A 24,926-nucleotide genomic window follows, 5' to 3' on the forward strand; every position below is an offset into this window, starting at 1 on the left:
GACTAACCGTGCTTGAACGAGATTCGTTGCGTTGTGAGTTTCTCTTCAAGTCTGACAACCAGTTTCCGCTGGCCCGCTTGTTCCACCCTGCACGATATTTCTACAGCGGATCAAGGTAGGGAGGTTGGCGATTCTCGAGCTCGGCCAGCGCATTGCCAGCCGCTCGCTGCTCTGCCTCTTTTTTGGTGCGCCCCCAGGCGGGCGAGAATCGACGTTTCTTGATTTCGACGGCGATCTGAAATTGTTTGCTGTGGTCGGGGCCTGTCTCGTCGATCAAGCGGTAGACGGGGCTAGGACCTTGGTCACGCTGAGCCAGTTGCTGCAAGGCCGACTTGTAATTGCCGCTCGAATGACCTTCGACGGCGTGTCGCAATTCGTCGTCCATCGTCCGTAAGATGAAAGACCGAGCGGCTTCCATCCCGCCGTCCAAGTAGATCGCCGCGATGATCGCCTCATAGACGTCGGATAGTAAACTCTTGGGTACCCCCAACCCTTGCGGTACCCCGCGCCCCAAGATCAAGCATTCGTCTAAGCGCATCGTGTGACTAATGCGCGCGCACACGCGACGGCTGACCACCGCCGATTTGATCTGCGTCAGTTCACCCTCAAGGTATTGACTGTGCTGCCGAAATAGTTGTTCACAGATGCAGAATCCCAGAATGGAATCGCCTAAAAACTCAAGTCGCTCATTGGAGTCCAGGCGGCAAGACACTCCGGATGCATGAGTCAACGCAGAGCGCAAGAGCTGTGGATCGTTGAACCGATAACCGATTCGCTGTTGGCACAGCTCAAGCCGTTCCTGGTCAGCGACTTCGGCAGGTTGTTCTGGCATACAACGATAATGACGACCAAGAGTATTGTTCTGGATCTGCCGCACAGGCCTCATCGGCAATATCTATGACCGGCAGTCTGCCGGCGATTCACGCCGTACTCACCAGCTTACCAGAGCGCAACATGCACGCAGCACACAAGCTGGGAAAATGCTCACCCCTCGGGCCTGAGAGTAACGGTCGTATCAATTAGTGTCAACCTGCCGAGTCCATCCGATCGCACATTCAGACACCTGGCGGGTCGCGTCTGCCTAGTCATAACCTAAGTTTCATAAACCATTTTCTGTGTGATTCCGCCATGCACTTGACTTTTCTCGTTATCGCACTGGGCCTAATCGTTACGTCCGCTGGTCATTTCACGATGGCCGGAGTGACCTGGCAACGCATCCGGCACCGACAGCAGACTCGCCGTCAGCGGCAGTTTAAGAAACTGCGTAGCGCTACCCGCATCGCCCGACTGACCAGCGAACTTGAAAGCACCACTGCGCCTGGCCATGCTGGGGAGTGGCGAGTCATGGAAGTTGCCAAGGTGGTCCAGGAATCGTTGGACGTCAGGAGCTTCTACCTGAGTGACCCCTATGGTCAACCATTGCCCGGGTTTTTTCCTGGACAGTATCTGCTAGTGCGGCCAGCGCTGGCCGGTGCCTATCAGTCGACGCGCTGTTATTCGTTGTCCGTCGCTCCAAATGACAAGATGTGGCGGATTACCGTCAAGCGACAGCCATCGGACAAACCGCTGCGCGTCGATCGCAAGTCTGGAGGGCTAAGCAACTGGCTGCACGACAATATCCGCGACGGTGACTGCTTGCTGATCGGTGGTCCCGCCGGTCACTTTTATCTGCCCCTGGAATTCAAGGGTCCGCTGGTGCTACTGGCAGCCGGCGTGGGCATCACGCCGATGGCCAGCATGATGCAGCATTCGATCTTTCACACGCCCACTCGTCCGGTTTGGTTGCACTATCAGGTCACAGATCTACATCACTGGCCATTGGGGCCAGAGGTGCATGCAGTTTGTCAGAATCGCTCACACGTTCAGGCAATTACATATGTCAGTCGCGGCACGTTATCGAGCGAAGCGAGCCATCAGGTACCAGCCGACCAGTTTCGCGCTGGAAAGATTGACATACGAGGCATTGCTTCGGAAAAAGCTGGTCGGTCAGCCCACTACTATATGTGCGGTCCGGAGTCCTGGATGGATTCAATGCGACAAGAACTGCTGTCGGCTGGCATTCAGGAAGCTCACATCCATTGGGAATCCTTTGGCGGTGCAGCTCCCAGTATTGGCGGCGATGTGAATCCTGCTCAGGCCCATGCCGTACGATTTCACAAGAGTCAAACCGATACACGGTGGTCTAGCCCGGACCAAAGCTTGTGGGAATTGGCCCAGGCCAGCGATGTGACTATTGCCAGCGGCTGCTTGAGCGGCGTGTGCGGGTGCTGCCGTGTCAAATTGCTCAAAGGTTCTGTTGCCTACGATCGTAAGATTAGTGTCAGCTTGGCAGACGGCGAATGTCTGACCTGCGTCGCCCGACCGACCTCGGATGTTGTTTTGGATGCCTAGCCAGTCAGAACGAAGTTGCGTGTTGAATTCTCCTTGGATAGATGAGTGTTAAGCATGAACTGGTATGAAATAATCAATCGGCTGGTGTTGTCATTAGTGTGGGCGGTGGTGGTTGCCAGCCCGGTTAGTGCCGAAGAGCCACGGGATGCGGTGACCGATGTGCATTTGAATCCGCATCAGGTACTAGGCGCTGAAAGCTGTCAGAAGTGTCACGCAGCTGAAGTTGGTGTCTGGAAACTGACTCCGCATCATACAACATTTATGACGCTCCATCGCAATCCGGCAGCTCAAGAAATCGCCGATCGTCTTGGCATTCAGTCCTTCAAGAACGACGCCAATTGCATTAAGTGTCACTACACCATGCAAGCCGACGCCCATCATAACTTGCAAGCGATTTCCGGAATCTCTTGCGAATCGTGCCATGGAGCGGCAGAGAAATGGATCGAAGTTCACAACGATTTTGGTGGGCCTCGGGCTACTCGCCAAACGGAATCACCTCAGCATCGTTTGGCGCGTCTGCGGGCCAGCATCGGTGGAGGCATGCGCAATCCGGTTAACGTCTACTTGATCGCTCAAAGCTGTTACCGCTGCCATACAGTGCCCGATGAGCGGCTGGTGAACGTCGGTGGTCACAATGCTGGTAGTATGGATTTTGAGTTCGTCGCTTGGTCGCAAGGTACCCTGCGGCACAATTTTTCACGCACTCAGGGACAATCCAATGATCCTTCCAGTCGTGATCGACTGCGACAAATGTTTATGGCTGGCATGATCGCCGACTTGGAATTCAGCATTCGAGCCACTGCGGCCGCTACAGAAAAGGCTGATTTTGGTGTTAACGCCGCCCGCCGCGCTGCGCGAGCCGCCAAACGCTTAGCCGCCGCACAGTCCAAGCTCCGCCAACCTCTGCTGGATGAAGTGTTGGGCGTCTTTGGCAGCGTCGAGCTGAAAATGAATCATCGCCAGCCACTTATGCAAGCAGCCGATCAGATCAATTTCTTGGGCATTCGCTTTGCGGCTAGCGTACCGGGAAATGAGCTCGAGGCGATCGACCCATTCATTCCCGCCCAAGACAAGTGGAAATAGTCAGGCTATCATAGACGACTTAAACGTGCAGAATCGTGGCCATTTGAGTTGTCTATGAGTCGATATCCCAAAGTAGCTCAACTGCGCAGCGCCGCTCAACTCAGCCAGCGGCTGAGCGCATTAGGCGTGGAAATTCCCTGTGATCCGCAACTGCTGTCTGCCGACCAAGGGTCGCCGCTGGCTGTGCCGATACAGGTGGGCTCGTTGACAATCGGCAATCGCTGGTGCATTCATCCGATGGAGGGCTGGGACGCTCATCCCGATGGCTCGCCCTCATCATTGACGTTGCGCCGCTGGCAACGTTTTGGACAAAGCGGTGCCAAGCTGATCTGGGGTGGTGAGGCCGCTGCAGTTCAGTCTGACGGACGCGCCAATCCCAATCAGACATTGGCTACCGGAGACAATGAGGCCGGGCTACGGGCATTGTTGCAGACCCTGTGGCAAGCCCACACTGAGGCTTGCGGATCAACCGAGGGCCTAGTCGTCGGTTTGCAATTGACCCATTCGGGCAGATTTTGCAAACCGAACAGTCACAAACAGTGGCAACCGCGCATTGCCTACCATCATCCGCTGTTGGATGCGCGAGTAGGAATCGCTGCAGACGACGACAGTTGCCTGTGGAGTGATGATGATTTAGAGCGGTTGATTGACAATTATGTCGCAGCCGCTCAGTTGGCTCGGCGCGCTGGTTTTGACTTTGTCGATGTCAAGGCCTGTCACGGATACCTGCTGCATGAACTGCTGAGCGCTCGGACGCGGCCCGGCAGATTTGGTGGAGACTTAGATGGCCGATCGCGAGTTTTGTTGACCATCGTCGATCGAATACGCAGCGAATGTCCGGATCTGTCGATTGGAGTTCGGTTAAGCGTCTTCGACACCCTGCCCTATCAGCCCGGACAGGATGTAGGCCAACCAGACAACTGGAATTGGAATGAACCGTATCTATTTGGCTTTGGAGTTGATCCGCACAATCCACTGGAGATTGATCTGTCCGAGCCCATCCAGTTGATTGGGCGACTGCAAGCCGCAGGGGTCGGCATGTTCAATGCGACTTGCGGCAGTCCCTACTACTGTCCACACATCCAGCGTCCGGCAATTTTCCCGCCCAGCGATGGCTATCAGCCGCCTGAGGATCCGTTGGTGGGTGTAGCTAGACAGATTCGCGTCACAGCGCAGATAAAGCGAGCATTCCCGGAGCTGCCTATCGTGGGAACCGGCTATAGTTACCTGCAAGAATTCTTGCCGCTGGTGGCTCAAGCCATCGTTCGCGCCGGCATGGCAGACTTGGTTGGACTGGGCAGGATGGTGCTATCACATCCCACCCTGCCCCATGACACTTTGGGCGGACAACCGCCCAATCGTAAATTGATATGCAGAACATTCAGCGACTGCACCACCGCTCCGCGCAATGGACTGGTCAGCGGTTGCTATCCCCTGGATGACTTCTATAAACATCTGCCTCAGCGCGAGCAATTGCAACAAGCCAAAGTAGCCCAACCAAAGCCTTGAGCAGATTAACAATAGATTGTGCTTCGGCAGAAACGAAGCTACCGTCGCCAGAGGGTGCATGTCGGCCAAAGACCACCGACTGGCGACGTTGGCTACAGCAAATTTTAGACCGTCGCGCGCCCAACTAACTGCCTTGCCTTGGTCACCGAACAGTCAAAATTGCCTGGTCCCTTGTTGCCAGCCACAATGAATATTGTCGACCTGCAGCTTTCCGACCATGACATCGTGCAGCCTTATCTGGTTGTCGTAACGTGACAGCGGAAGCATATTTTGACTCCTACCAAGATCAACAGAATTCCGGATTTGGTGGTCGAAATTCTATCACCTTCGAATCCTGACCACGATCTGAAAACCAAACGCAGATTGTATGAAAGCGCCGGTATCCCGGAATACTGGATCGTGTTCCCCAACGAGCATCAGGTGTTGCAGTTAGTGCATGTTGGCGGTAGGTACGTTGGGGAACCGCTGACCGAGTCGATCTGCATGCAGGTTCAACCACGGTCGATGGTCGACCCGGCGCTCGTTTGGTAAGCTACTGGAAATCGATTCAAACAATGAACTTTTGATCGCTGCGCTCTGATCCGTATTCGCTGGTTCTCAATGCCGCCGAACTCTGATATCCTACCTGTGCATCTAGGCTGTGCAAATGTTACGCCTTATCTGCCATTACTTTTCGCCTCCTGAGTATTGGAATACTAAGATGCTCCTTGACCGTCAAACCGCCAAGTCGTTGTGTACCGCCGCCGAGTTTAAGCTGTATGAAATGGCTGCCCCCAAACTGCTCGCCAGCCTGACAGTCGCTGAACTGAATGATGCAGTTAAGCGAAGCCGCACATTGCGGGATAAATGGGTGAATATGTCGCGTGCTCAGCGTCGATCTACACAGTCCGCCAAGGGGGCCAGACAGACTGCAGCCAACGCTCGGAGCGATGAAAAGGCGGCGCTGTTTGCTGAGGTCTATCGGGTATTTGTCGAGCGACGTGACAAGTTGGTGGACCAATCAGGTTCCGGTGCTGCAACCGGTTCGCAACAGGTCGTGCTACGAAAGCAAGATCGCAAGATTGTCACCCGAGCCGTCCGATCAACTGTGAAGGACGAGTTGAAGAAAGCCAAGCGTGCCGTCAACCGGACGAGTAAAGCCAAGGCGGTCACCGCAGTCGTAGAGCGGTCTACGGATGTCAACACTTCGGCAGCCAAAACGGTTGCTTCGTCCGCAGCCAAGTCGACGGCCAGAACGGCTGGAAAATCGGCTGGTAAGAAAAAGATTGCGGCGATTTCCAGCAGTCGTAAGAAGCTGCTGGCCAAGCGGCCTGCGGTAGCCGTCAGCCAGACGGCCAAGGCAGCAGGTACCAAGACTAGAAGCAAACTGGTTGTGCCGACCGGCGCTTCGTTGGCTAGCAGCAATCGCCCCGTGGCCGCTCGCGCAGCCAAGGCACGCATCGCCCGAGGTGGCGGCAAACGAGTTCAAGCACACTTGTCAGCCAGCGGCCAGCGCTCGCAAGCCCGGCGCGACAGCAAACGATAGCGCGGCCGTACACCAGCCGAGACCTTTCCGTGCGCAAACTACGAAAACTGAATTACGCCAGCCTTCGTTGCAAAACGGGGTGCTCGTGATTCAGTTCTCTCGGCGTAGTGAGGCATCAGGAAATGATTTGCCAGACTACGTCTATCAAATCACAGTCAATTCTTACTTGGATTGAGAGATGTTTTTCAGAAACTTAAAAATGTCGCTGCCCGTAGTGAGAATCAGCGTGCTGTCCTGGTCTAACATTTTCGGGTAGGTTTCCATCGTCTTGCTGAACTCATAGAATTCGATCGACTGTGCATTCTGATTGAAAGCGTTGGCGTAGATTTCGGTAGCTTTAGCATCCGCTGCCCCTCGAATCTCTTGGACCGCTTTATAGGCCGTCGATTCGATTTCCAGCAGGTCTCGTTCTTTCCTACCTGATATTTTGGCGGCTTCGCCTGCCCCTTCGCTACGAAACCGCTCGGCAATCTGTTGGCGTTCGCTGATCATTCGTAAAAATATTTGCGACTGAACGCTTTTATTGTAGTTGATGCGTTTGAATCTCACGTCCAGCAGTTCGACGCCAAAGTCTTTTAGCTTGTTGGCAGCATTGACGAGGATTTCCTGCTCTAACTTTTCTCGTCCAGCCGAGATGGGATAGAGTGTCCCCATGCTACCGGGCAGATCTCCCAAACTGCTATCCTTGGCAGGCTGACGATCTTTGGTGGTGCGAATAACCTCAATCAATTCATGTTTGGCAATCGTGTTGCGAGTTTCGCTGCCCAGGATGTCGTCCAGTCGAGACTGCGCGCTGCGTTCGTCTCGTAGTCGCAAGTAAAACTGTGTCGGATCAACAACGCGCCAGCGTGCGAACGAGTCGACAATGATGTAGGTTTTGTCTTTGGTAGGCATTTCATTGGGACGACCATTCCATTCAAGAAATCTTTTCTCGATGCGAATGACCTTCTGTATGAAAGGAAGTTTGGTGTGGATGCCAGCGTCGGTGATCGGTTCGCCCACAGGTCTCCCAAACTGCGTAATGATTGCTTGCTCGGTTTCGGAAACGGTGTACAAGCCGCCTCCCATAACGTAGATGGCGGCCAGCAAACCAACAAGGACTAGCGGTAAATGCATTTTGTTCAAAGTGGACCTCAATTACCGCTGGTGGGAAGCTGGAGTAATGGCAGGATTTGACTGGCCTGTTCGTCAAGAATGATCTTCTTGCCCATTTTGGGCAATACTTCGCTCATCGTTTCGACATAGATGCGGCGCTTGGTCACTTCGGGGGCTTTCAAGTATTCGGCCAAAACGGCCTCAAAGCGCGAAACATCGCCTTGAGCTTCGTTCACCCGCTTAATCGCATAACCCTCGGCCGCCTGAATCTTCTGTTTGGCTTCACCACTGGCTCGGGGGACCACCTTGTTGTATTCGCCATTGGCGACATTAATCATTTGCTCGCGTTCTTGCTGAGCTTGATTGACTTCGTTGAACGATGCCTGAACCGACTCTGGTGGATCGACATCTTTTAACTGTACCTGGTCAATGCTCAGCCCTAATTGGTACTTGTTGGTTAGATTCTGTAAGCGACTGAGCGCTTCGGATTCGATTTCCTGTCGGCCAATCGTGATCACTTCGTCGACCGTGCGATCACCGACAACGGTTCGCATCACCGCCTCGGATATGTGCCGCAATGTGTCGTCTGGTTCGCGTACGCTAAAAAGGTAGTCTCTGGGTTCAAGAATTCTATATTGAATAATCCACTGGACATTGGCAGCGTTAAGATCTCCTGTAACCATACTCCGTTCAAAATCCTGTTCGTTTGAGGATTGCCAGCGATTGGTAGCCCCCTCAGTGCTGAAACCGAATTCCTGCTTCATTTGCCGCTTGACCGGTACAATGTTCACTCGATCGACCCCGAAAGGCAGCTTGAAACGCAAGCCCGAATCTACCGTTTTGATGTATTTGCCAAATCGCTGCACAACTCCCTGCGATTCGGCTTGTACCGTATAGAGCGAGGTCAGCAGCCCCGAAATCACGATCACCACTGCGGCCAGAAGCATGAGGGCTCCACGATTCTGTTCGAGAGCCTTCCAATCAATTCGCTCCCAATCAAACCGTCTCCAGTCGAATTCGTTCCGATTCCTGCGATTGGACTTCATCGTTCTTGACTTCCCTAAATCGTGTATCCCAATTACCAAATGGTAAGCCGCGCTGCAAACTCATGGACATATCTAAGCCAGTTTGCAGACGCTGGATAGATAGCCTAGGTCAGGAATTGACGCAAAGGAAGCTGGACCGACAGGAAAACTAGACCCATAAGCCCCATCAAGCACCTGTCCAGCGCGATTCTAGCTGTATTAACGCGCTAAATACTTAAAGCCGCTGAGCACTTGCTGAAAAAACCTTGCAGCCGTGCCAGCTAGGGTAATTGCCATGGCTCAACGACTGCCCGTCGCATGACTGGTTTCAGCCGCTGGAATCCGAATCGACGGATGTCTTATCGCGTAGTTGCCAGTGGATGCATACGTACAAAGTGGCTAGAGTCGAGCTTTCGCTACTTGACGATTTTGGACATGGACACGGTGACATCGGCGCACGGGACACATTTCTTTGGGCAAATCTAAAACTCCGCATACGTGTAACGCCGTTTAAAGAAAGATTGATTGCCGCCCTAGTCTGGCAATATCAGTTGCCAATTGCAACTGGCAATAAGAAAAACTTCGCCCGCGCAAGTCTAAAAGTTGTAAATCCATTTGAGGAGACTGTGTGTCTCCCTTATCGGCAGTCCAGCAGCCCCCACCATTAGTTAGTAACGTTAGCGGACAATATTCGAGCACCGGCGGCGCCGTAAACCTGAATTTCAAAAACCACCAACACCGGCGCATCGCCACAAAAAAACAAGGAACTTACAGTCTGGCTGTAAAGTCGGCTCCTCATGGCGTGGAAGTAAACCTTACCGTGCCGGCGGGGATAGTGGTAATCACAGTTCGCAAGTGGCGCGCTTTTGTGCAAATTACACTGAATCCGCTTCTTCGCTTATGCAACTTACTTTGATTAGGTGTCATTCAGTCCTAGTATATTCTTCGGCCCTGCAACTACTCGCACGGCAGTCTCAGCGGCTCGCGCGAGTCAGGGGTCTTCGCCAAACCGCCAGGCCGAGGGCAATGATCGCCAAACCGCTGCTGGCGGGCTCTGGTACGGCGTGGGCGAGAATCCGTCCGGTGAGCGAACCGGCGATCTGAACTCCCTCGATATCGAATACCAAAGGTATGTTGATCAGTTGTTCCAATTGATGAATACTTGGAGAAAACTGGCGATAGCTGACGGTACCGGTATTGGTCTTCTGACCGAGCAGCCCATAACCGGTCAAGCTAGCCCCTCGAGTGTCGACTAGATACTGTTCAGTGATATTACCTACAGTGACTGAATTGCCATCGATGTCGAGAAACCCGGACTCGATCCCAAAAGTGCCGCCTGTGCCGACCAGTGCGCCGTCAGACTCAGAGAGTGCGATCCACCCACCGGTAGCATAGCTCACATCGCGGAGCGCAAGAAATCCTGCAGTAACATTGAAGAGGAGAGAGTTGTAATTAATACGAAGGGCGAAAGCTACAGGTGCCCCGCTGGTGTCTGTGTACTGGCCACCCGGATTGTTGGTGTTGGTGGCCGTGGGTTCGAAAGCAGCCGGGTTTGGGCGAAAACTTCCAAATTCAACTGCGTGGATCGATTGAGAATCCGGGAGGTAGATTAACGTACTTGTCTCCACATCAAGTTGTGTCGAAAATGTTCCCGCAATTTGAGACGCCCGACCGCCAGCATCAGACCAGTTGGAGTTGTCGGGGTTCCGTAAGCGAACGTTCACGGCGATCCCATTGATCGTCAACCCCGTGTTCAGCGGTAAATTGAGTCTGACGTAACTCTGCTGAGAATCGAGGGTCCAGTTCAGCAAAGCAGCCGGTGCCTGAGTCGACAAGCTGATCGAGACTAAAAGAAGCGCACTTAAAAACAGAACTCGAGTGTACATTGACCACCCTCCAAAAAATTCGATGACAGCAAATCAGCGGGTTCTGTACATTGTTTACAGGATAATCCTACCGATTACAGGTAACTCGCTGACACACAATTCTCCAGTTGCAGTCGACACTTTTCCTGACGCATACTTGCCGGAGCCCAGTCAGGGGCGAACTCCTATATACCAAATCTCGGATGAGGTTCAAGAATTTTATGGCATTCAAGATCCTTTAAAGCCAATTTTCGGGAGACTATCAGCCTTTGAGTTTCCAGCGACCTCAGTCCTGTGGCGGCCTAGTAACCTGGGTTCACGTTCCGAGCGATACGACTCAACCTGTCAGCGAGCGCCTAAAAGGTCCAGTTAGAGTCGCATTGAGAGAGGGCCTGTTAGACGAGAAAGACCTCGCTCGCGCAAATCTTAAAGTTGCAAATCCGTTCGGCTCGACTGTGTGTCTCCGTTATCGGCACTCCTGCGGTGTCATGCCGTGCCCTTGGCCCAGCGCTCGATGCCTGCCGGACCTTTGGCACCGACGATAATCGCGCAAGTGCAGATCACGACCCGATCGGTCAATGTGTGTTCGCGATTCTAGGTGTTTCTGGGATCGGACAAGCTTTCGAAGTTCTCAGTGAGCAGTTCAAGTTGCACTGTACTTGAATGGGACATGATTGGCTCTTCGGTAAGTCAATCAGCCACACAGCTTCCACGGTCCTCGCGGTCAGTATATCTTCGCTTTGCAGTGTGATGAATCCTGGCGTTGGAAGGGAGCTGGAAGTCGAAATGAATTACTTGGCCGCCAAGCCCTAAAACCCAAATATGAAGAAATTTCTATCTTTGTTGTTTGATGAAGAAAATGGTTGACTAGCAGGGACACGCTCACCATACACTGGTACCGATAAACCGGCGGCAACCGTAATCCCTTGATCCCAGCCAATGCCGGAAACTACGAACGGATTCGTATCGCTAAAGGGTGGAGCGCCGGTCTGAACCCCGCGACCAAATCCCTGCACAGCCAGACTGGCAGAAACCAAATTCGCTACTGTCGTCAGATTGAATCCGCCAAAAATAAATCCGCCACTCAGAGCGCCCCAACTGGTAGTCAGTCCAGAACCAAGTACCTTAGGAACCTTCAGATTGAGAGTTCCCAGGGTACCGCTAATCTGAGGCCCAGGTACGCTAACTGTTAAACCTAAACCAAACAGAAAGTGCATTCCGCGTCCCTTGAATCCCCCTGATGAAGTAGACTCAGTATATGTCAACGAGAAGTTGAACCCCGCACCCACTCCCACACTAGCTTCAATTTGAAGGTTGAATATGTACCCGTCCCAGTGTACGTCGTAGTCACGATTTACAAGTACTGGAGTCTGCTGCATCAATCCCAATAGTAATCCTACAATTCCGACGGCCACCAATGTACTGGTAATTTCAACGACAAATTTTCCGGTTGGATCAGAATTATTGACCGGGTCATTGTAGCCATATTGATACTGATGTTGGGATATGGCTTCAAGAACGGAGCCTGCTGCTGGGTCGATCGTCAAGAACCTTGCAGTCAGCGGATCATAATAGCGAGCACGCATATAGATCAGTCCGGTTTCCGGATCCACTGCATGGCCGGCAAATAATTGATGAGCGTTCAGTCCGGAGTCCGCACCGTCCAGTTCACCAAAGGCGGAGAATTTGGGGCTAGCCGTGCGATGCCCCGTTCCATCGAACAGGCCGGCCGTACTTCCTCGAATATCCGACAAGTGAAAAGTCACGTTGCTGTTTTCGGAAACCGCTTCAAGTCCGTATCCAAATCCATAATGGACTCCCGACTTGCCCTGTGTCTGTTCGTACAAAACCTCTGGTAACCCATTGATTTCTCCGACTACGTACTCCGTACGAATTCCGTCAACGATCTTGGCCGTGCGGATTCCCGCGTTGTCGTATTCATACTCGATGATCGACACCTGGTTACCACGGAATATCCGCACTGTTGTAAGCTTTCCATCCGCATCCCAGAAATATTGCGTTTCGTCGCCTCCCCAAGACTTGAGAACAAGCCGTCCAGCCTGATCGTAGGAATATCTGGTAAGCTGTCCAGCCATCGATTCTTCGATGAGTCGATTCGCGGAATCGTAGCTAAACATGGTTGTACCGTTAACACTATCCTGCTCTCGAATCCGGTTGCCGCGACGATCGTAAGTGTGTTCGATCGTGCGTGTAGGAACTCCGGCAGTCAGGTACTTTTCTACAACCAATTGACCTGCCGCGTCATAAGTAAACTGAGTTTCGCTGCCGTTTTTATAACGCACAGACTGAATTCGAGTAGCCGATGAGTAGACGTACTCGACGGAGTCAACGACTTCGTTGAGCGAATTCGTGATGGTAATCTTGGTCAGCCGATCGTTATTGTCGTATTGTCGAATCTCACGTATCCCGTTGCTCAGCAGCTTTTCCGACAACCTCGAATGCGAATCGAATTCATATCGCACCCAGTTGGCATCTGGAAAATTCACTTGCCGGATGCGTCCGCGATCATCGTATTGATAGGAAGTGGAACCACCAGTAGTTGTATACGAGGCAATTCGTCCCGAGCCATCGTAGGCGAATGCTACCTGCTGGTTGGGATGGTCGGATCGCTGGACGATGCGACCGAAGGCATCGCGGGTAAGCTGGTGCTCGCGACCTTGTTCGACAAACTTCGCTAATAGGCCCAGTTGATCGTATTCAAAGGTCTGTCGCCGGCCATCGACAATTCGTTCCGTAACCAGTCCGCTGGCATCGTAGCCATACTGGATAGATCGACCGTTTCCATCGGTCACGCTGGTTAATCGACCCGCTTGATCCCACTGAAGTGTTGTTTCATTTCCTAAAGGATCAATTCTCTTTGTAGGTAAGTTTAAGGCATTATATAGCGTTCGAACTGTGTGGCCGTCAGGATCCGTCCGAGTAATCAAATTGCCGAGTATGTCGTAGGTATAATTCGTTCGCTGACCCAGCGAATCGACGACGGCCACAACTCGACCAGCCATGTCAAACTCTCGCCGAGAACTACGTCCGGTGCGATCCGTATGCCGAACAAGGTTGCCTCGAATGTCGTATTCGAACCACTCGACTGAGCCGTCAGAATACTGCTTACGTACAGGGCGATCCAATACATCCAGGTCTACCAGCACGGTCCGTCCCAGATCATCCAACACTTGTGTTACACGGCCAGCCGCATCGTAGACTGCTCTGGTCAGCTGTCCGTTGACACTTAGGCCAGTAATGTTACCAGCAATGTCGCGTTGATATCCGAACAGACTTCCGTCAGGGAGATGTAGCTGAGTCAGCAGACCATTGGCGTCGTAGCTGAAGCCTTTGGAATAATCTTGGCTTCCATCCGCAGTGGCTATCGTGGATGAAATCGGACGACCAGCATCGTCGTAGGCGACTCTTGAATTGTTGAATCCATTAACGCTTGAACTCTCGAGTAGTCCTGCGCTATTAAACGATTGCTGCACATGAAATCCATTGGCAAAAGAGATGCGAACCGGATTGTTCTGCGAATCAAAGGCTTGTTCAATCACAATACCGCTAGGCTCGATTATGCGAGTCCTATTGCCTAAAGCATCGAGTTCATATTGTCGAACACCTCCGACCGCATTCGTTTCGGTGAGTATGCGGCCATTCTTGTCATACGATGTCGCCCCTAACGCGACTGTTTCTTGAGTTGTAGGGTCGACTAATAGAGAGGAAAGAATGTTACCGTTTGCATCCAATGCATACTCAATACGGATTCCGGCGATGTCCGTTTGAGCGATTTTTCGTCCAGCAGCATCGTATTGGATGGTCTCATGCGTACCATCAGGATGTAGGATCTTGACGATATTACCACGAGAATCGAAATCAAAGCGAGTTGCATTTCCCTGCGCATCCCAGACGGCCGTGCGGTTTCCATTCGAGTCCAGCTCAAATCGGGTGCTTCTTCCGATTGGGTCGATCATTGTCGTAAGTTGCCCGGACGCGTCATAAGCAAATTGCGTGACATGACCCGCAGAATTTATAGTCGAAGCGAGTTGGCCAGTTGCGGTGTACGTGTAGCTTTGGGCGGCTCCCAAAGGATCAATTACGCTCGACAGACGACCGGAGGAATCGTAGCTAAAACGACTTTCCGCCCCCATGGTATCCTGCGTCCGCACCAACTGTCCCCAGTCGTTGAATTCACGGAGAACGGGTTGGCCCAACGGTCCTTGTACGATTTCCAACATGGCGTCGGTATCATAAGAAAACCCTAACGCCGAACCATTCACTAATACTGCCTGCAGTCTTCCAGTGTCGTCATAATTCCCGCGCATGACTTCGCGGCTGAGCGGATCGTGAAAACTGTCCAAGTAGTGTCTGCGATCAAAACGATAGCTGTAGGTGCTTATGTTGCCCTCACGATCAGTGGAGCGAACTAGATCACCGGATGCAGAATAAGCGTAACGCAGAACATTTCCCAGAGGATCGGCAATTGCAGTAATCCGACCGACGCGGTCTCTGTGAAATGTAACCCCCACATCGCCCGACGAGCTATGTATTCCGTCCTCAGTGAACAGCAGCCGGTTGCCGTTGCGATCGGCAGCCGAAGTCATCCAGCCCGTACTCCCGTCTATTTGGTAGCGCAGACCATCATGGGTAGTTATGGAATATCCGCCGAATTCAGGATTGGCTGGATTCCAGGGAATACCACCGGTAGCGTACAGCTCGCCAGACTCATTGACCATCACCCAATTGTTACCTGCGGTCAGTGAACTGGTATTGCCTCGGTCTGGCGTAAAACGTGGGAGCGCCAGTAACAGGTTGTTTCCGGAGCCGAATCCGGCCAGCGCACGCAACTCAGGCGTAAAGGTCCAGCCCTGACGTTGGCCTCCAGGTAGCGTCATGTAAACTTTGACTCCTGGCCGAAATGGTGTGTAGACGCCAATGTTTTCAAGAACCGATTTTGGCAGGCTGGTTCTCAAGTCGGTGTTGCGATATTCCAGTCGCCATCCGAAACCAAAGTCTCCATCGCGTTCAGATCTAAGTGTGTCATAGGTGCGCACGATAGAAATCGGGATACCGGCCACAGGAATCGTCAAGTCTTCAAAACTCAATCGGAAATTGCCTAGCTTGAGACTGCCCGAAAGGCCGACGGTAATCTCTGACACTCCGGTATTTCCGCCTTGGCTGACAACTTCTAGTCGCACAACATAGGCATCGTTTTCAAGCAGAGTGGTGTCCCACAACCCAAGTTGGCCATCGGTAACCTCCGACGTCCCATGAGCAAATTCAATGAAGTTGTTCGTGCCAGCCAGCGCGTATGACAAACGATACTCTTTGAAACCGGTGCCCGGAGCGGCACCGCGCAGCGCGCTGCCACGTATCTCGACCATGCCGAAAGCGGTGCCTCCGTCATTCGGAGAGGAAATTAAAGCAATGGGAACGCCTTGTCCAGATTCGTAGTCGATTTCCGGATTGCGGTAGAACGAACTGGTGCTGGCCGTGGCGCTATTGCCCTCTGCGTCACGGGCAGTGGCCTCAATAGTCAAGTCTCCAATGCCCCAATCATCAAAGTACAGCCGCGCGGTCTTATGCGCGTCCAGCGCAACTGCTCTGCCGTTTACAACCAATCTCAAATCCATGATGCCGACATTGTCGATGGCACTCACCTGGACAAGAATCGGGCCGTCCCAAGGCCATCGACCGGGGGTTGCCGTAACCGAAATTCTGGGTGCCATGGTGTCGGCAATAACCTGAAAGTTGATCTGCTGCATCGCTTGGCCACCGCGCGGATCGTATACGCGAACCGTGGTCGAATGTTGTCCCAGATCGGCGTGGCTGCTCTGCCAGCGAACGCGCCCCAAAGCATCCAAGCTCATGCCTGCAGGAACGGTCGCGGTAAACTCGTAACGCAGTGGATCTAAATTAGCGTCGGTTGCCAGAATGTCGTAGTGGAACCAGCCTCCTGCATAGACTAAGGCAGGTGGCATAGATGTGATTGTCGGTGCGGAGTTCTCGGCCAAGACATCCAACTCAAACGATTGGACACCTGCAGCTCCCTGCGGATCGACGGCGATCAAAGTAACGATATGCCGCCCGGCTTGAGCGACAGTCGGTGTCCAGCGAACTAGACCACTGGTTGAATCCACCGTCATTCCAATGGGGCCTTGACGCAGTTGAAATGATATGTGCCCGCCTTCTGGATCACTGGCGGAAAGAGCGTAATTGAATTCATGGCCCACGGAACCAAACAGCTCAGGCTGGCTGGAGATATTGGGAGCGCGGTTGGCTTGTCCCAGTGAGGCTGCGATGAAATAGCCCTGAGTCGACTGGTTGCCCGAGCCGTCAACTACCGAAACAATTACTGGATGTTGGCCGATTTGCTGCACCGTCGGTGTCCAGCTCAGCTCACCGGTCCGCTGGTCAATGGCCAGACCGATGGGCCCTTCGAGCACACTGAATGTCAACGGATCACCTTCTGGATCGATAGCCAACACGCTGTACAGATAGGTCATGCCAGCAGAGGCGAGGGTCGGTGGTACTGAGGTGATGACCGGAGGTCCGCTGGCCAATCGTGCATTCACCTCAAAAGTCTGCGTGGTCGAAGCGCCCTGCGAGTTGCTAACCTGAATAGTCACTGGCCAGCGCCCCGCTTGAGCGCGACTGGCCGTCCAGCGCAACGTACCATTAGCTGCACCAATGCTCATGCCGGATGGTCCCTGCTGTAGACTGTACGTCAGTGCATCTCCATCCGGATTGTTCACCAGGATGTCGTACGCATACATTGAATTAACTACCGCCAAGACCGGCGGCTGAGATTGGATTTCAGGTAGTGCGCGAACCGCAGTCGAGTCTACAGCAATCGAGAATGTTTGATCCATCTGCTGTCCAGTTGGACTTCGATAGCGAAGTACTAACGGATGCGCGCCTATTTGTTGGCTGGTGGGTTGCCACAGCAACAGTCCATCACCATGGTGAACAAGACCGGCAGGACCACTGATCAGTTCGACGCTCAACTCCTGACCTAACCCATCCTGCCCACCGGTTCTGGCCGCGTAGCCCAGCAACAGCGAAGCATGAACATTGGGCGCTTGAATAGTAAACGGCGAGCTGTCAGGTGGATTGGCGAACACCTGCACCGAAAAAATCTGCTCGGTCTGGCCACCCCGTCCATCACGTACTCTTACAGTCATGTCAATTGACTGCGATGCCATTTCCGTGGATGGAACCCAGTTGATTCGGCCCGATTGACTATTGACGGTTGCGCCAGCCGGTGGACCTACTAATTCGTATGTTAGTTGCGTTTGTTCAGCGTCCTGGGCTCGGACTTGATACTGCCAGACAAATCCTGCGGTAGCCAGCAAGCTGGGCGCGGACGTAATCACGGGCGATGTGTTGGGTTCGGCAACGACGATTGTAAAGTCTTGTAGTCGGACATGCCCCTGGTCGTCGGCAGCACGCAGCACGACTTGGTGAGAACCGGTTTGCGCCTGGGCCGGCGTCCAGACGACTACACCCGTCGGCGGGTCGACGACCATGCCCGGGGGCGACAGTGAGAGGCTGAATGTCAAGGGGCGATTATCGGGACTGACGACCGAAGGGCTATAGCGATATCTCTCGCCGATCGAAGCCGATTTGGGCGCGGTCGAGCGAAACTGGGGCTGCTGTGCCGCCCACTCGTTCATCGGGGTAAGCTGAAAATCTAGGCCATCCAATAATTCGAAATTCTCCAACACCACATCGTGTGCCACAGTTGACGGAGATGTCACCGTCCAGCTCGGTGGAGGGCTCGAATGAAGCTTGTAGTTGCCATTGGCCAGTCCCGACAGCTCAAATCTCCCTTGCTGGTCGGTGTAGCTGTAGGGCTCTTCCGCATCCCACAGGCCATTGCCATTGATATCTGCAAATACCAGCTGGTGAGGCAGGATTGCGCCTGATGCAGACTGGGTCACGCTGCCTCGCAGTATTCCACCAACATTGGCCTCAGCCGGCAAATGTACCGAACTTGTTGTATTGGCTAGGACTGCTACAGTGTGAGGTACAATTGCCTTATACCCGATTTGCGGTTGGACCGATAACTGGTAACTCCCGGCCAACAGTTCATCGATTCGAAAGAACCCATTTACGTCGGTGATTGATGTTGACTCTCCATCGTCCAGTTGACCATTGGCGTTGTTGTCGAGATACACTTTCCAACTCGGCAGGGGCAACTCCTGGTCTTGCTTGACTCCATCTCCGCTAGAGTCGTCAAATAATTGGCCGGTTATGACTCCTCGCAATATGGGAGAAACATTGACGATGAATGTTTGCTCGTCCATTCCCCCACGTCCATCCTCGACTCCCACTCTAAATACAGCGGTCTGCTGATCAGCCAATGTCCGGAATCGGGCAGGCCATTGGTGGCCACCCAGACTGCCATGCACGGCGTTGATGGAGGAATCGAGCACCGACACAGTATCGCTTTCTTGGAAGCGATAATCCAAGACCAATCCTCGAGAATCGCCGGGCACGGTTTGAAACATCCGCGAGCGAATAGTGTTCGCATCATGGGCAGAATCCCATATCCGAAACTGGCTGATGGCTCCAAAGTACTCGTCCCCAGAGAGGCCCAGCTGTAATGGATTATCATCCATGCGAATCCGTTGATCGGTAATTGTGCTGGCCACCTCGATCCCGTTCAGAAACACTCGAATCGCTTTGCTGGCGTCGTCGAATGTCATTGCAATATGGAACCATTTGCCAATCTCCGGAGTCCAGGGAAACGACGCGGAATCGTAATCGAAATAAGCCCTGCCGATCTGTCCTCGCAGCATGCCCCATTGCCAACGGAGCGTGTACGATTCCTCCGCGAAGGGATAGGGGTTCCAGACTGTCTTGCGGAATAGAACTACATTTTGATCGTTGCGGTCGAAACGGAACCACCCTTCGGCAGTCAGCGAAGTTAATTCCAAACTTGGGTGATGGGGAATGCTGACAACACTCTGTTCGTGCCGATTCGGTCCAAAATCGATACCTTGTTGGCGAGGATCCCAGCGCAGCTCTCCAGTCAATGGGTCGATCGAGGAACCGGCTGGACCTTCAAGGAGTCGAAACCGTAGCGTGTCGTCATCCAAATCCACAGCTTTCAATGAATGCTGCAACGCCTGGTCTGCTGGTATCGTAAGCGAAGCGGGAGTCAGGATGACTGGCGCAGTGTTGGTTTGCTGGGCTACTACCTCGATGTTGAACGACTGATCTGTCCATCCGCCGCGATCATCGGCGGCTCGAATCAAAACGCGATGTGATCCGACTTGATATCCGCTGGGAGCCCAGCGGATGTCTCCAGTTGCCGAATCGATCATCATTCCACCAGGAGATTCAGTCAATTCATAATGCACAGGATCGACATCTGGGTCGATGGCTAGAGCGTCATATTTATAGACCTTCACTGGATCGAACCGATTGACGATCACGCTGACCGTGTCGTCACCGCGATTGGAAACCAACAGGTCCGGACGTCCGTCGCTATTGACATCGCTCACCCTCAACCCCACAGGCTGGCTTCCCACGTCAATCGATTGAGGTCGAGTGAATCGTCCGTTGCCCATTCCGAAGAGAATCAACGTCTGATCTTGTTCAGACAAAGTTACTGCCAAATCGCCGATGCCGTCGAGATTGAAGTCGCCCACCACAATAGCCGAGCCAAAGGCCGGCAAGTCGATCGTCGAAACAGGCTCGAAACCGCCTTGGGGATTGCCTGACATCAGAAGTATGCGCGGTTCCGTCGCCAGGAGTATCGCTGCGTCGATAGACTCGGATTGTACAATGTTACCCAGGGTCATCGCGATGGGGCGATCGCCCAGTGTGATGTACTCTGGAGGATCGAAACCGCCCTGTCCGTCATTTCGCATCACCAACAAGGCATTGAGGAAGTTGTCCAGTAGAACGATATCGCGCATTGCGTCTTGATTGACATCGCGTATTTCAATGTCGACCAATCCGGGTGAAGCAGCCAAGTCCGCCCGCGTCCATCCGGAGTTAGAGTGGGTCAGGATGCTGATGGAATGTGCGCTGCGATTGGCAGTAACGACCTCGGCAATCCCATCGCCATTGAGATCTGCATGGGCCATAGCAACTGGTCCGGCACCTACTAGTAAATCCGACTGCCGAGTCAATTCATCGTTGGAAGCCTTTTCGAAAACCGTTAGATGAGCATTCGTGTTGTTCAGGGCGAGTACGTTAACGTTACCGTCGATGTTCACAATGGCTGCGTCCACCAATCCTTGGCGACGACCATTCAGGATGACAACATTACCTAGCGGGTTACTTCCCAAGTAAGCGACATCCAACGCTCCATCGTTGTCAAAATCGGCAGTTCCTATGGTTCCCCATGTCCCGGCGACGTCAAACACTTGCCGGCCAGAGAAGGTGCCATCGCCCTTGCCCAACCTCAGGCTGATCCGATTATTGGAGCCTGCACCGTCACCGCTTGAAAGAATATCCAGGTGACCATCACCGTTAAAATCGACCAGTTCTATACTCGGATTGAAATCAAAATAGCCATCCGAAACATAGTCGATTGGATGGCCGAACGTGCCGTCGCCCTGACCCATGAGCACGCTCAATCGACCGTAGCTGCCTTTGAGCACTAAGTCGGCATTACCATCGTGGTCGAGATCTCCCGATGCCATCCAGTGAGCCTGATAGAGTGCCGAGTGCCGAGAAATCTCCACCGTAGTCGGTTGATCGAAGGTTCCGTCCCCCCAGCCCGGATAAAATAACAAATGCTGAGGACTTGCGCTGCCCAGGCGAGGCAGTACGACGACTAGATCCAGGAATCCATTGTTGTCAAAATCGGCAGCCGCCAAGCTTCCTGCCGACGGGCTACGAGGCAAAAAGGAGCGTTGGCCTTGAGTGAACGTTCCCCTGTGCTCGGGATTATAGAGCCATACTTCGACAAAAGGTCCTGCGCCGAACACTCCGCCTCCGATAGCAGCAAAGTCGATAAAGCCATCGGCATTAAAATCTCCGGGCACCGCATAAGACGCTCCATAGAACGTATCGGGCACCGGTTGAACAAAAGACAGTCCAAAAGTACCATCGCCATTTCCCAGAGCTGTCAGATAACGTCCGGTTGGTCCTCCCTGCACTCCGCCCGTACCCAGCCACAACAGGTCGAAGTTTCCGTCTTTGTCGAAATCGGCCGTAAATCCTTTAGCCAGAAACTCATTCCCAATGGCTGGCGTTGCGAGAATCTCAGGTCCGAATGTTCCGTCTCCATTACTCAGGCGTGTAATCGATGGACCTCCAGCCAGCCAGAAATCTACCAAGCCGTCGTTGTTAAAATCACCGGTTTGAATGATCGATGACTGGCGAAAGATCGTGCCCGAATTCACGACTTCTCCTGGGGCCAGAAAGCTGCCCGGTCGATCGCCCAGTAGAATGCTGGCTCCTGAGAAACCAGTCCCATTCACATGGTTCGTGGAGACCGATACCACATCCAAATAACCATCAAGATTGTAATCGGCGGCCACGATTCCCAAGGGAATTCCTTGATTGCTCCCGGAATAATGCGGTGCAGCAATGACATCCTGAAAAGTGTTGGTCTGAAACGTTCCATCCCCATTATTCAAGCCAACCAAGATACCACTGGTCACGTGATAACCCGTGCCCGGCAAAGTCAGCAAGACATCCGCATGTCCATCCTTGTTGAGATCGACGGGTTGATTGTTGCCAATCAGATTGCTCGGGCGATGCAAAAAGTTTCGTCCAGCCGATTGAAAATTGAACGTCACCCCCGTTCCGTCGCCCCGATAAAGTCCTAATCCGCCCCCGTTGGTTCCGCCTCCAGAGCTGGTTCCGTACAAGATGTCGGCCTGGCCATCCGCGTTGTAATCGGCGATGGACACATACGTAACGGACTCAGTCCCGAATTCATACGACTTAGTTCCCGGAAGAACCGCGGATTGATGAAAGCTGCCGGTTCCATCATTCATAAAAACGGTAAGTGCTCTGGATTCCCAGCCGCCAAAAACAACATCTAGAAATCCGTCGTCATCGAGATCACCAAATGCGAAGGCCCGGTCATAGTAGCCCGTACCAGGGGTACTAACGATCTGCTCGAAAGCGCCAAACCTGCCGCTACCATCGCCTCTCAACAAACCAAAAGTATCTGGACTTTGGTGTTGGGCAAGCAGATCCAGGGTGCCATCGCCATCGAAGTCTGCAACAAGAAACAGGTTCAGTGGAGTAGTCATCGTCTGGACCTGTGGCGACATCAGGCTGCCGTCTTCTTGTCCGGCATACATCACCAGTTGTTGTGTCGAGAAGTCCAGTCCCAAGACATCCACCCACCCATCACCGTTAAAGTCCATAGCCTGCAGACTTCTCAGACCACCCGTGGTAGGTGCCCCATGATCAGGAACCGCTCCCGGGACAGCATAACGAACAGCAGCGTGAAATGTTCCATCCCCCTTTCCACGATTTACTACGAGGTAACGTTCATTCTTATTGTTTCCATTTGTGTCTCGATAGGTAAACCGAATGGATGCGACCGTATCCATAAAACCGTCGCCATTCAGATCAGCTTGAGCAAAGCCATCCAAAAAATTTCTGGATTCGTATCGGTAAGATGGGTAGCTCAGATCAATTTCATGGCCAGCGATTACCGAGCTGTCGCCTTGTGGAGGTACCCCAATACTGACGGTCCGATTTGCACTTTCTGGCTCCCGTCTGAGATTAGGTATGAGCGTCAGTGTTTGATCGCGCTGATTGACCGTCAAAAGCGATTGGCCCCCGAGTCCAAGGTCGCCGCTGAGTACATTGGAGGGATTTCCACCGACTCCGAAAGTTATTACCTCAAACCCTCCAGATGCCGTCGCCTCAGTTGAAGGTGACGTCACGAAATTGGGAGGGCGATTGGGAAGCAGTTCTTCTACCAGCAGATGAAACGGCTGTTCCACATACATTCCGTAGGGATCCGAGGCGCGAATCACAACTCTGTGACTGCCAATATCACTGTAACTCGTCGACCACTCCAAGAACCCACTTAAGGCGTCAATGATCATGCCTTCGGGGCCTTGAACCAATTCATAGCGGAGTTGCGGGACAGTCGTCGCCTGCGCTTGGGCGTGGTATCGGTAATTTCGTCCTGCTTCAATGCTGGTCACTGGCTGAGAACTGAAGCCGACCGGACCGGTATGGAGCCTTCCGTAGACACTCAGCCGATACTCGAATCGCTGGCCCGAATCGTTGCGAAAGCGAATCTCTGGGCCAGCGAGCGACTGGCCACTGGCCAGTACCGGGCCGTCCAGCCTGCCTGTTAAATCAATAAACGGACGGCCATCCGGCAAGAAGCCATCGGGCCGAACCATAAACACGTTCGGGTCGCTGAAGTTCTCGAAAACGGCGATGATCGGTCCCAGTACCGCTGTGTTACCCCGGTTAGTCAACTGGGCCTGGGAGACCAACTGCAGGCGGTCGGTACTCAGACTCGTGCGACCGTAGTCGACTTCAAACATCCCTGTCAGATCGCTCAGTTGCCGAAAATCAAAGGCGCTGACCGGTGTTTGTCGAGATTCAGACAATCCTTCACCACTGCCCGGTGGCAGCGAGGTTGGAAGCTCCACGAACTCGTAGCCGCGAATAATGACACTGGTGCTGTCGTCGCTATCGTTATTGACCAGCCGCGCCAGCACGCGGATCTCGGTCCCTACTGGGAATTCCGATAGATCAAAGATGACTTTTGAGTCTTGTCCGGCGGCAGCAATATCCATCCATACGCCACTGGCAGCTACAGGCTGATAACCTTCGGTCCAGTTGAATGCTGCTGAGCGGCTGGAGCTGAGCCGATTGGAGACTGGATTGCCGTTGGCCTGAACAATTTGAATCTCGAAGGCGTCGCGAATCTGCTGCCGTGCCTGTGTGTCGAACTCAGGTGCCTGAAACTTCACCTCCAGAGCTGGACGATTGGCAGGGACATTTAGAATTCTGTCCAGCTCCGTCACAAAGCCCGAACCCTCGAGCAATTGCGGCGAGCACGCAGCGCCGGCGAAGGAGCCGCCATCGGTGAAGAAGCCGCCGACGACACCGGAGCCTGCAAAGTTGAGGTGATTGACAACGCGCAGAGCGTCATTGGCGGAGACTCGGCCGTCGCAGTTGGTGTCCACATACGGACCACTGCTGGGGGCCTCCACTTGGCGTGGCAGGTCACGCGGCAGACTGGGATTATTCAGCCAGTTGACAATTCGCAGAGCATCCTGCGCGCTGACACGCGCCGGTTGGTCGCCCGTGACATCCAGAGGAAACACCGGATTGTGCCACATCGCAGCCGCCAACAGATCGCGGCGCTCAAGCTGTTCTAACTGGTGTACTCGCCGACGATATCTGCGGTGATGAATCTGGCTGATTAGCCGCTTCGACATCATACGTCTCTCATTCAAGGGGAGACTACGCGTGCTG

General features: G+C 53.3%; 10 protein-coding genes. 5 read left to right on the forward strand and 5 right to left on the reverse strand.

Features of this window, described 5'->3' with window-relative positions; all coding sequences use genetic code 11:
* Positions 1-100: 100 nt before the first annotated feature.
* Positions 101-832, reverse strand: a complete 732-nt coding sequence (gene rnc, locus KF752_18960; GenBank protein MBX3423642.1) for a ribonuclease III — start codon at positions 830-832, stop codon at positions 101-103.
* Positions 833-1,128: 296 nt separating this feature from the next.
* On the opposite strand from rnc, the gene KF752_18965 reads away from it, so the two are divergent.
* The 5 genes from KF752_18965 (at position 1,129) to KF752_18985 (ending at position 6,508) form a co-directional block, all read left to right on the forward strand.
* Complete coding sequence (locus KF752_18965; GenBank protein ID MBX3423643.1) at positions 1,129-2,391, forward strand: 2Fe-2S iron-sulfur cluster binding domain-containing protein; 1,263 nt, start codon at positions 1,129-1,131, stop codon at positions 2,389-2,391.
* Between the two features lie 54 nt (positions 2,392-2,445).
* A complete protein-coding gene (locus KF752_18970; GenBank protein ID MBX3423644.1) occupies positions 2,446-3,474 on the forward strand; it encodes a cytochrome c family protein in 1,029 nt (342 codons plus the stop codon).
* Positions 3,475-3,528: 54 nt separating this feature from the next.
* Positions 3,529-4,983, forward strand: coding sequence for an NADH:flavin oxidoreductase (locus tag KF752_18975; GenBank protein MBX3423645.1), 1,455 nt, complete (start codon positions 3,529-3,531; stop codon positions 4,981-4,983).
* 270 nt (positions 4,984-5,253) lie between these two features.
* Positions 5,254-5,514, forward strand: a complete 261-nt coding sequence (locus KF752_18980) for a Uma2 family endonuclease (GenBank protein ID MBX3423646.1) — start codon at positions 5,254-5,256, stop codon at positions 5,512-5,514.
* A 169-nt stretch (positions 5,515-5,683) separates the two neighbouring features.
* Complete coding sequence (locus tag KF752_18985) at positions 5,684-6,508, forward strand: hypothetical protein (GenBank protein MBX3423647.1); 825 nt, start codon at positions 5,684-5,686, stop codon at positions 6,506-6,508.
* A gap of 162 nt (positions 6,509-6,670) precedes the next feature.
* Here the strand turns inward: KF752_18985 and hflC are convergent, their stop codons facing one another.
* From hflC to KF752_19005, 4 genes are all read right to left on the reverse strand, one after another.
* Positions 6,671-7,633, reverse strand: a complete 963-nt coding sequence (gene hflC, locus KF752_18990) for a protease modulator HflC (protein ID MBX3423648.1) — start codon at positions 7,631-7,633, stop codon at positions 6,671-6,673.
* 8 nt (positions 7,634-7,641) lie between these two features.
* Complete coding sequence (hflK, locus tag KF752_18995; GenBank protein MBX3423649.1) at positions 7,642-8,649, reverse strand: FtsH protease activity modulator HflK; 1,008 nt, start codon at positions 8,647-8,649, stop codon at positions 7,642-7,644.
* A gap of 953 nt (positions 8,650-9,602) precedes the next feature.
* On the reverse strand, positions 9,603-10,514 hold the full coding sequence (locus tag KF752_19000; protein ID MBX3423650.1) for a PEP-CTERM sorting domain-containing protein: 912 nt from the start codon (positions 10,512-10,514) through the stop codon (positions 9,603-9,605).
* A gap of 788 nt (positions 10,515-11,302) precedes the next feature.
* Complete coding sequence (locus tag KF752_19005; protein MBX3423651.1) at positions 11,303-24,892, reverse strand: VCBS repeat-containing protein; 13,590 nt, start codon at positions 24,890-24,892, stop codon at positions 11,303-11,305.
* Positions 24,893-24,926 lie beyond the last annotated feature (34 nt).

The sequence above is a fragment of the Pirellulaceae bacterium genome, from assembly GCA_019636385.1.
GTDB lineage: Bacteria > Planctomycetota > Planctomycetia > Pirellulales > Pirellulaceae > Aureliella.

Coding starts and splice junctions, on each gene's coding strand:
- rnc (MBX3423642.1), bottom strand. CDS start 832: ATGCCAGAACAACCTGCCGAAGTCGCTGACCAGGAACGGCTTGAGCTG.
- KF752_18965 (MBX3423643.1), top strand. CDS start 1,129: ATGCACTTGACTTTTCTCGTTATCGCACTGGGCCTAATCGTTACGTCC.
- KF752_18970 (MBX3423644.1), top strand. CDS start 2,446: ATGAACTGGTATGAAATAATCAATCGGCTGGTGTTGTCATTAGTGTGG.
- KF752_18975 (MBX3423645.1), top strand. CDS start 3,529: ATGAGTCGATATCCCAAAGTAGCTCAACTGCGCAGCGCCGCTCAACTC.
- KF752_18985 (MBX3423647.1), top strand. CDS start 5,684: ATGCTCCTTGACCGTCAAACCGCCAAGTCGTTGTGTACCGCCGCCGAG.
- hflK (MBX3423649.1), bottom strand. CDS start 8,649: ATGAAGTCCAATCGCAGGAATCGGAACGAATTCGACTGGAGACGGTTT.
- KF752_19000 (MBX3423650.1), bottom strand. CDS start 10,514: ATGTACACTCGAGTTCTGTTTTTAAGTGCGCTTCTTTTAGTCTCGATC.
- KF752_19005 (MBX3423651.1), bottom strand. CDS start 24,892: ATGATGTCGAAGCGGCTAATCAGCCAGATTCATCACCGCAGATATCGT.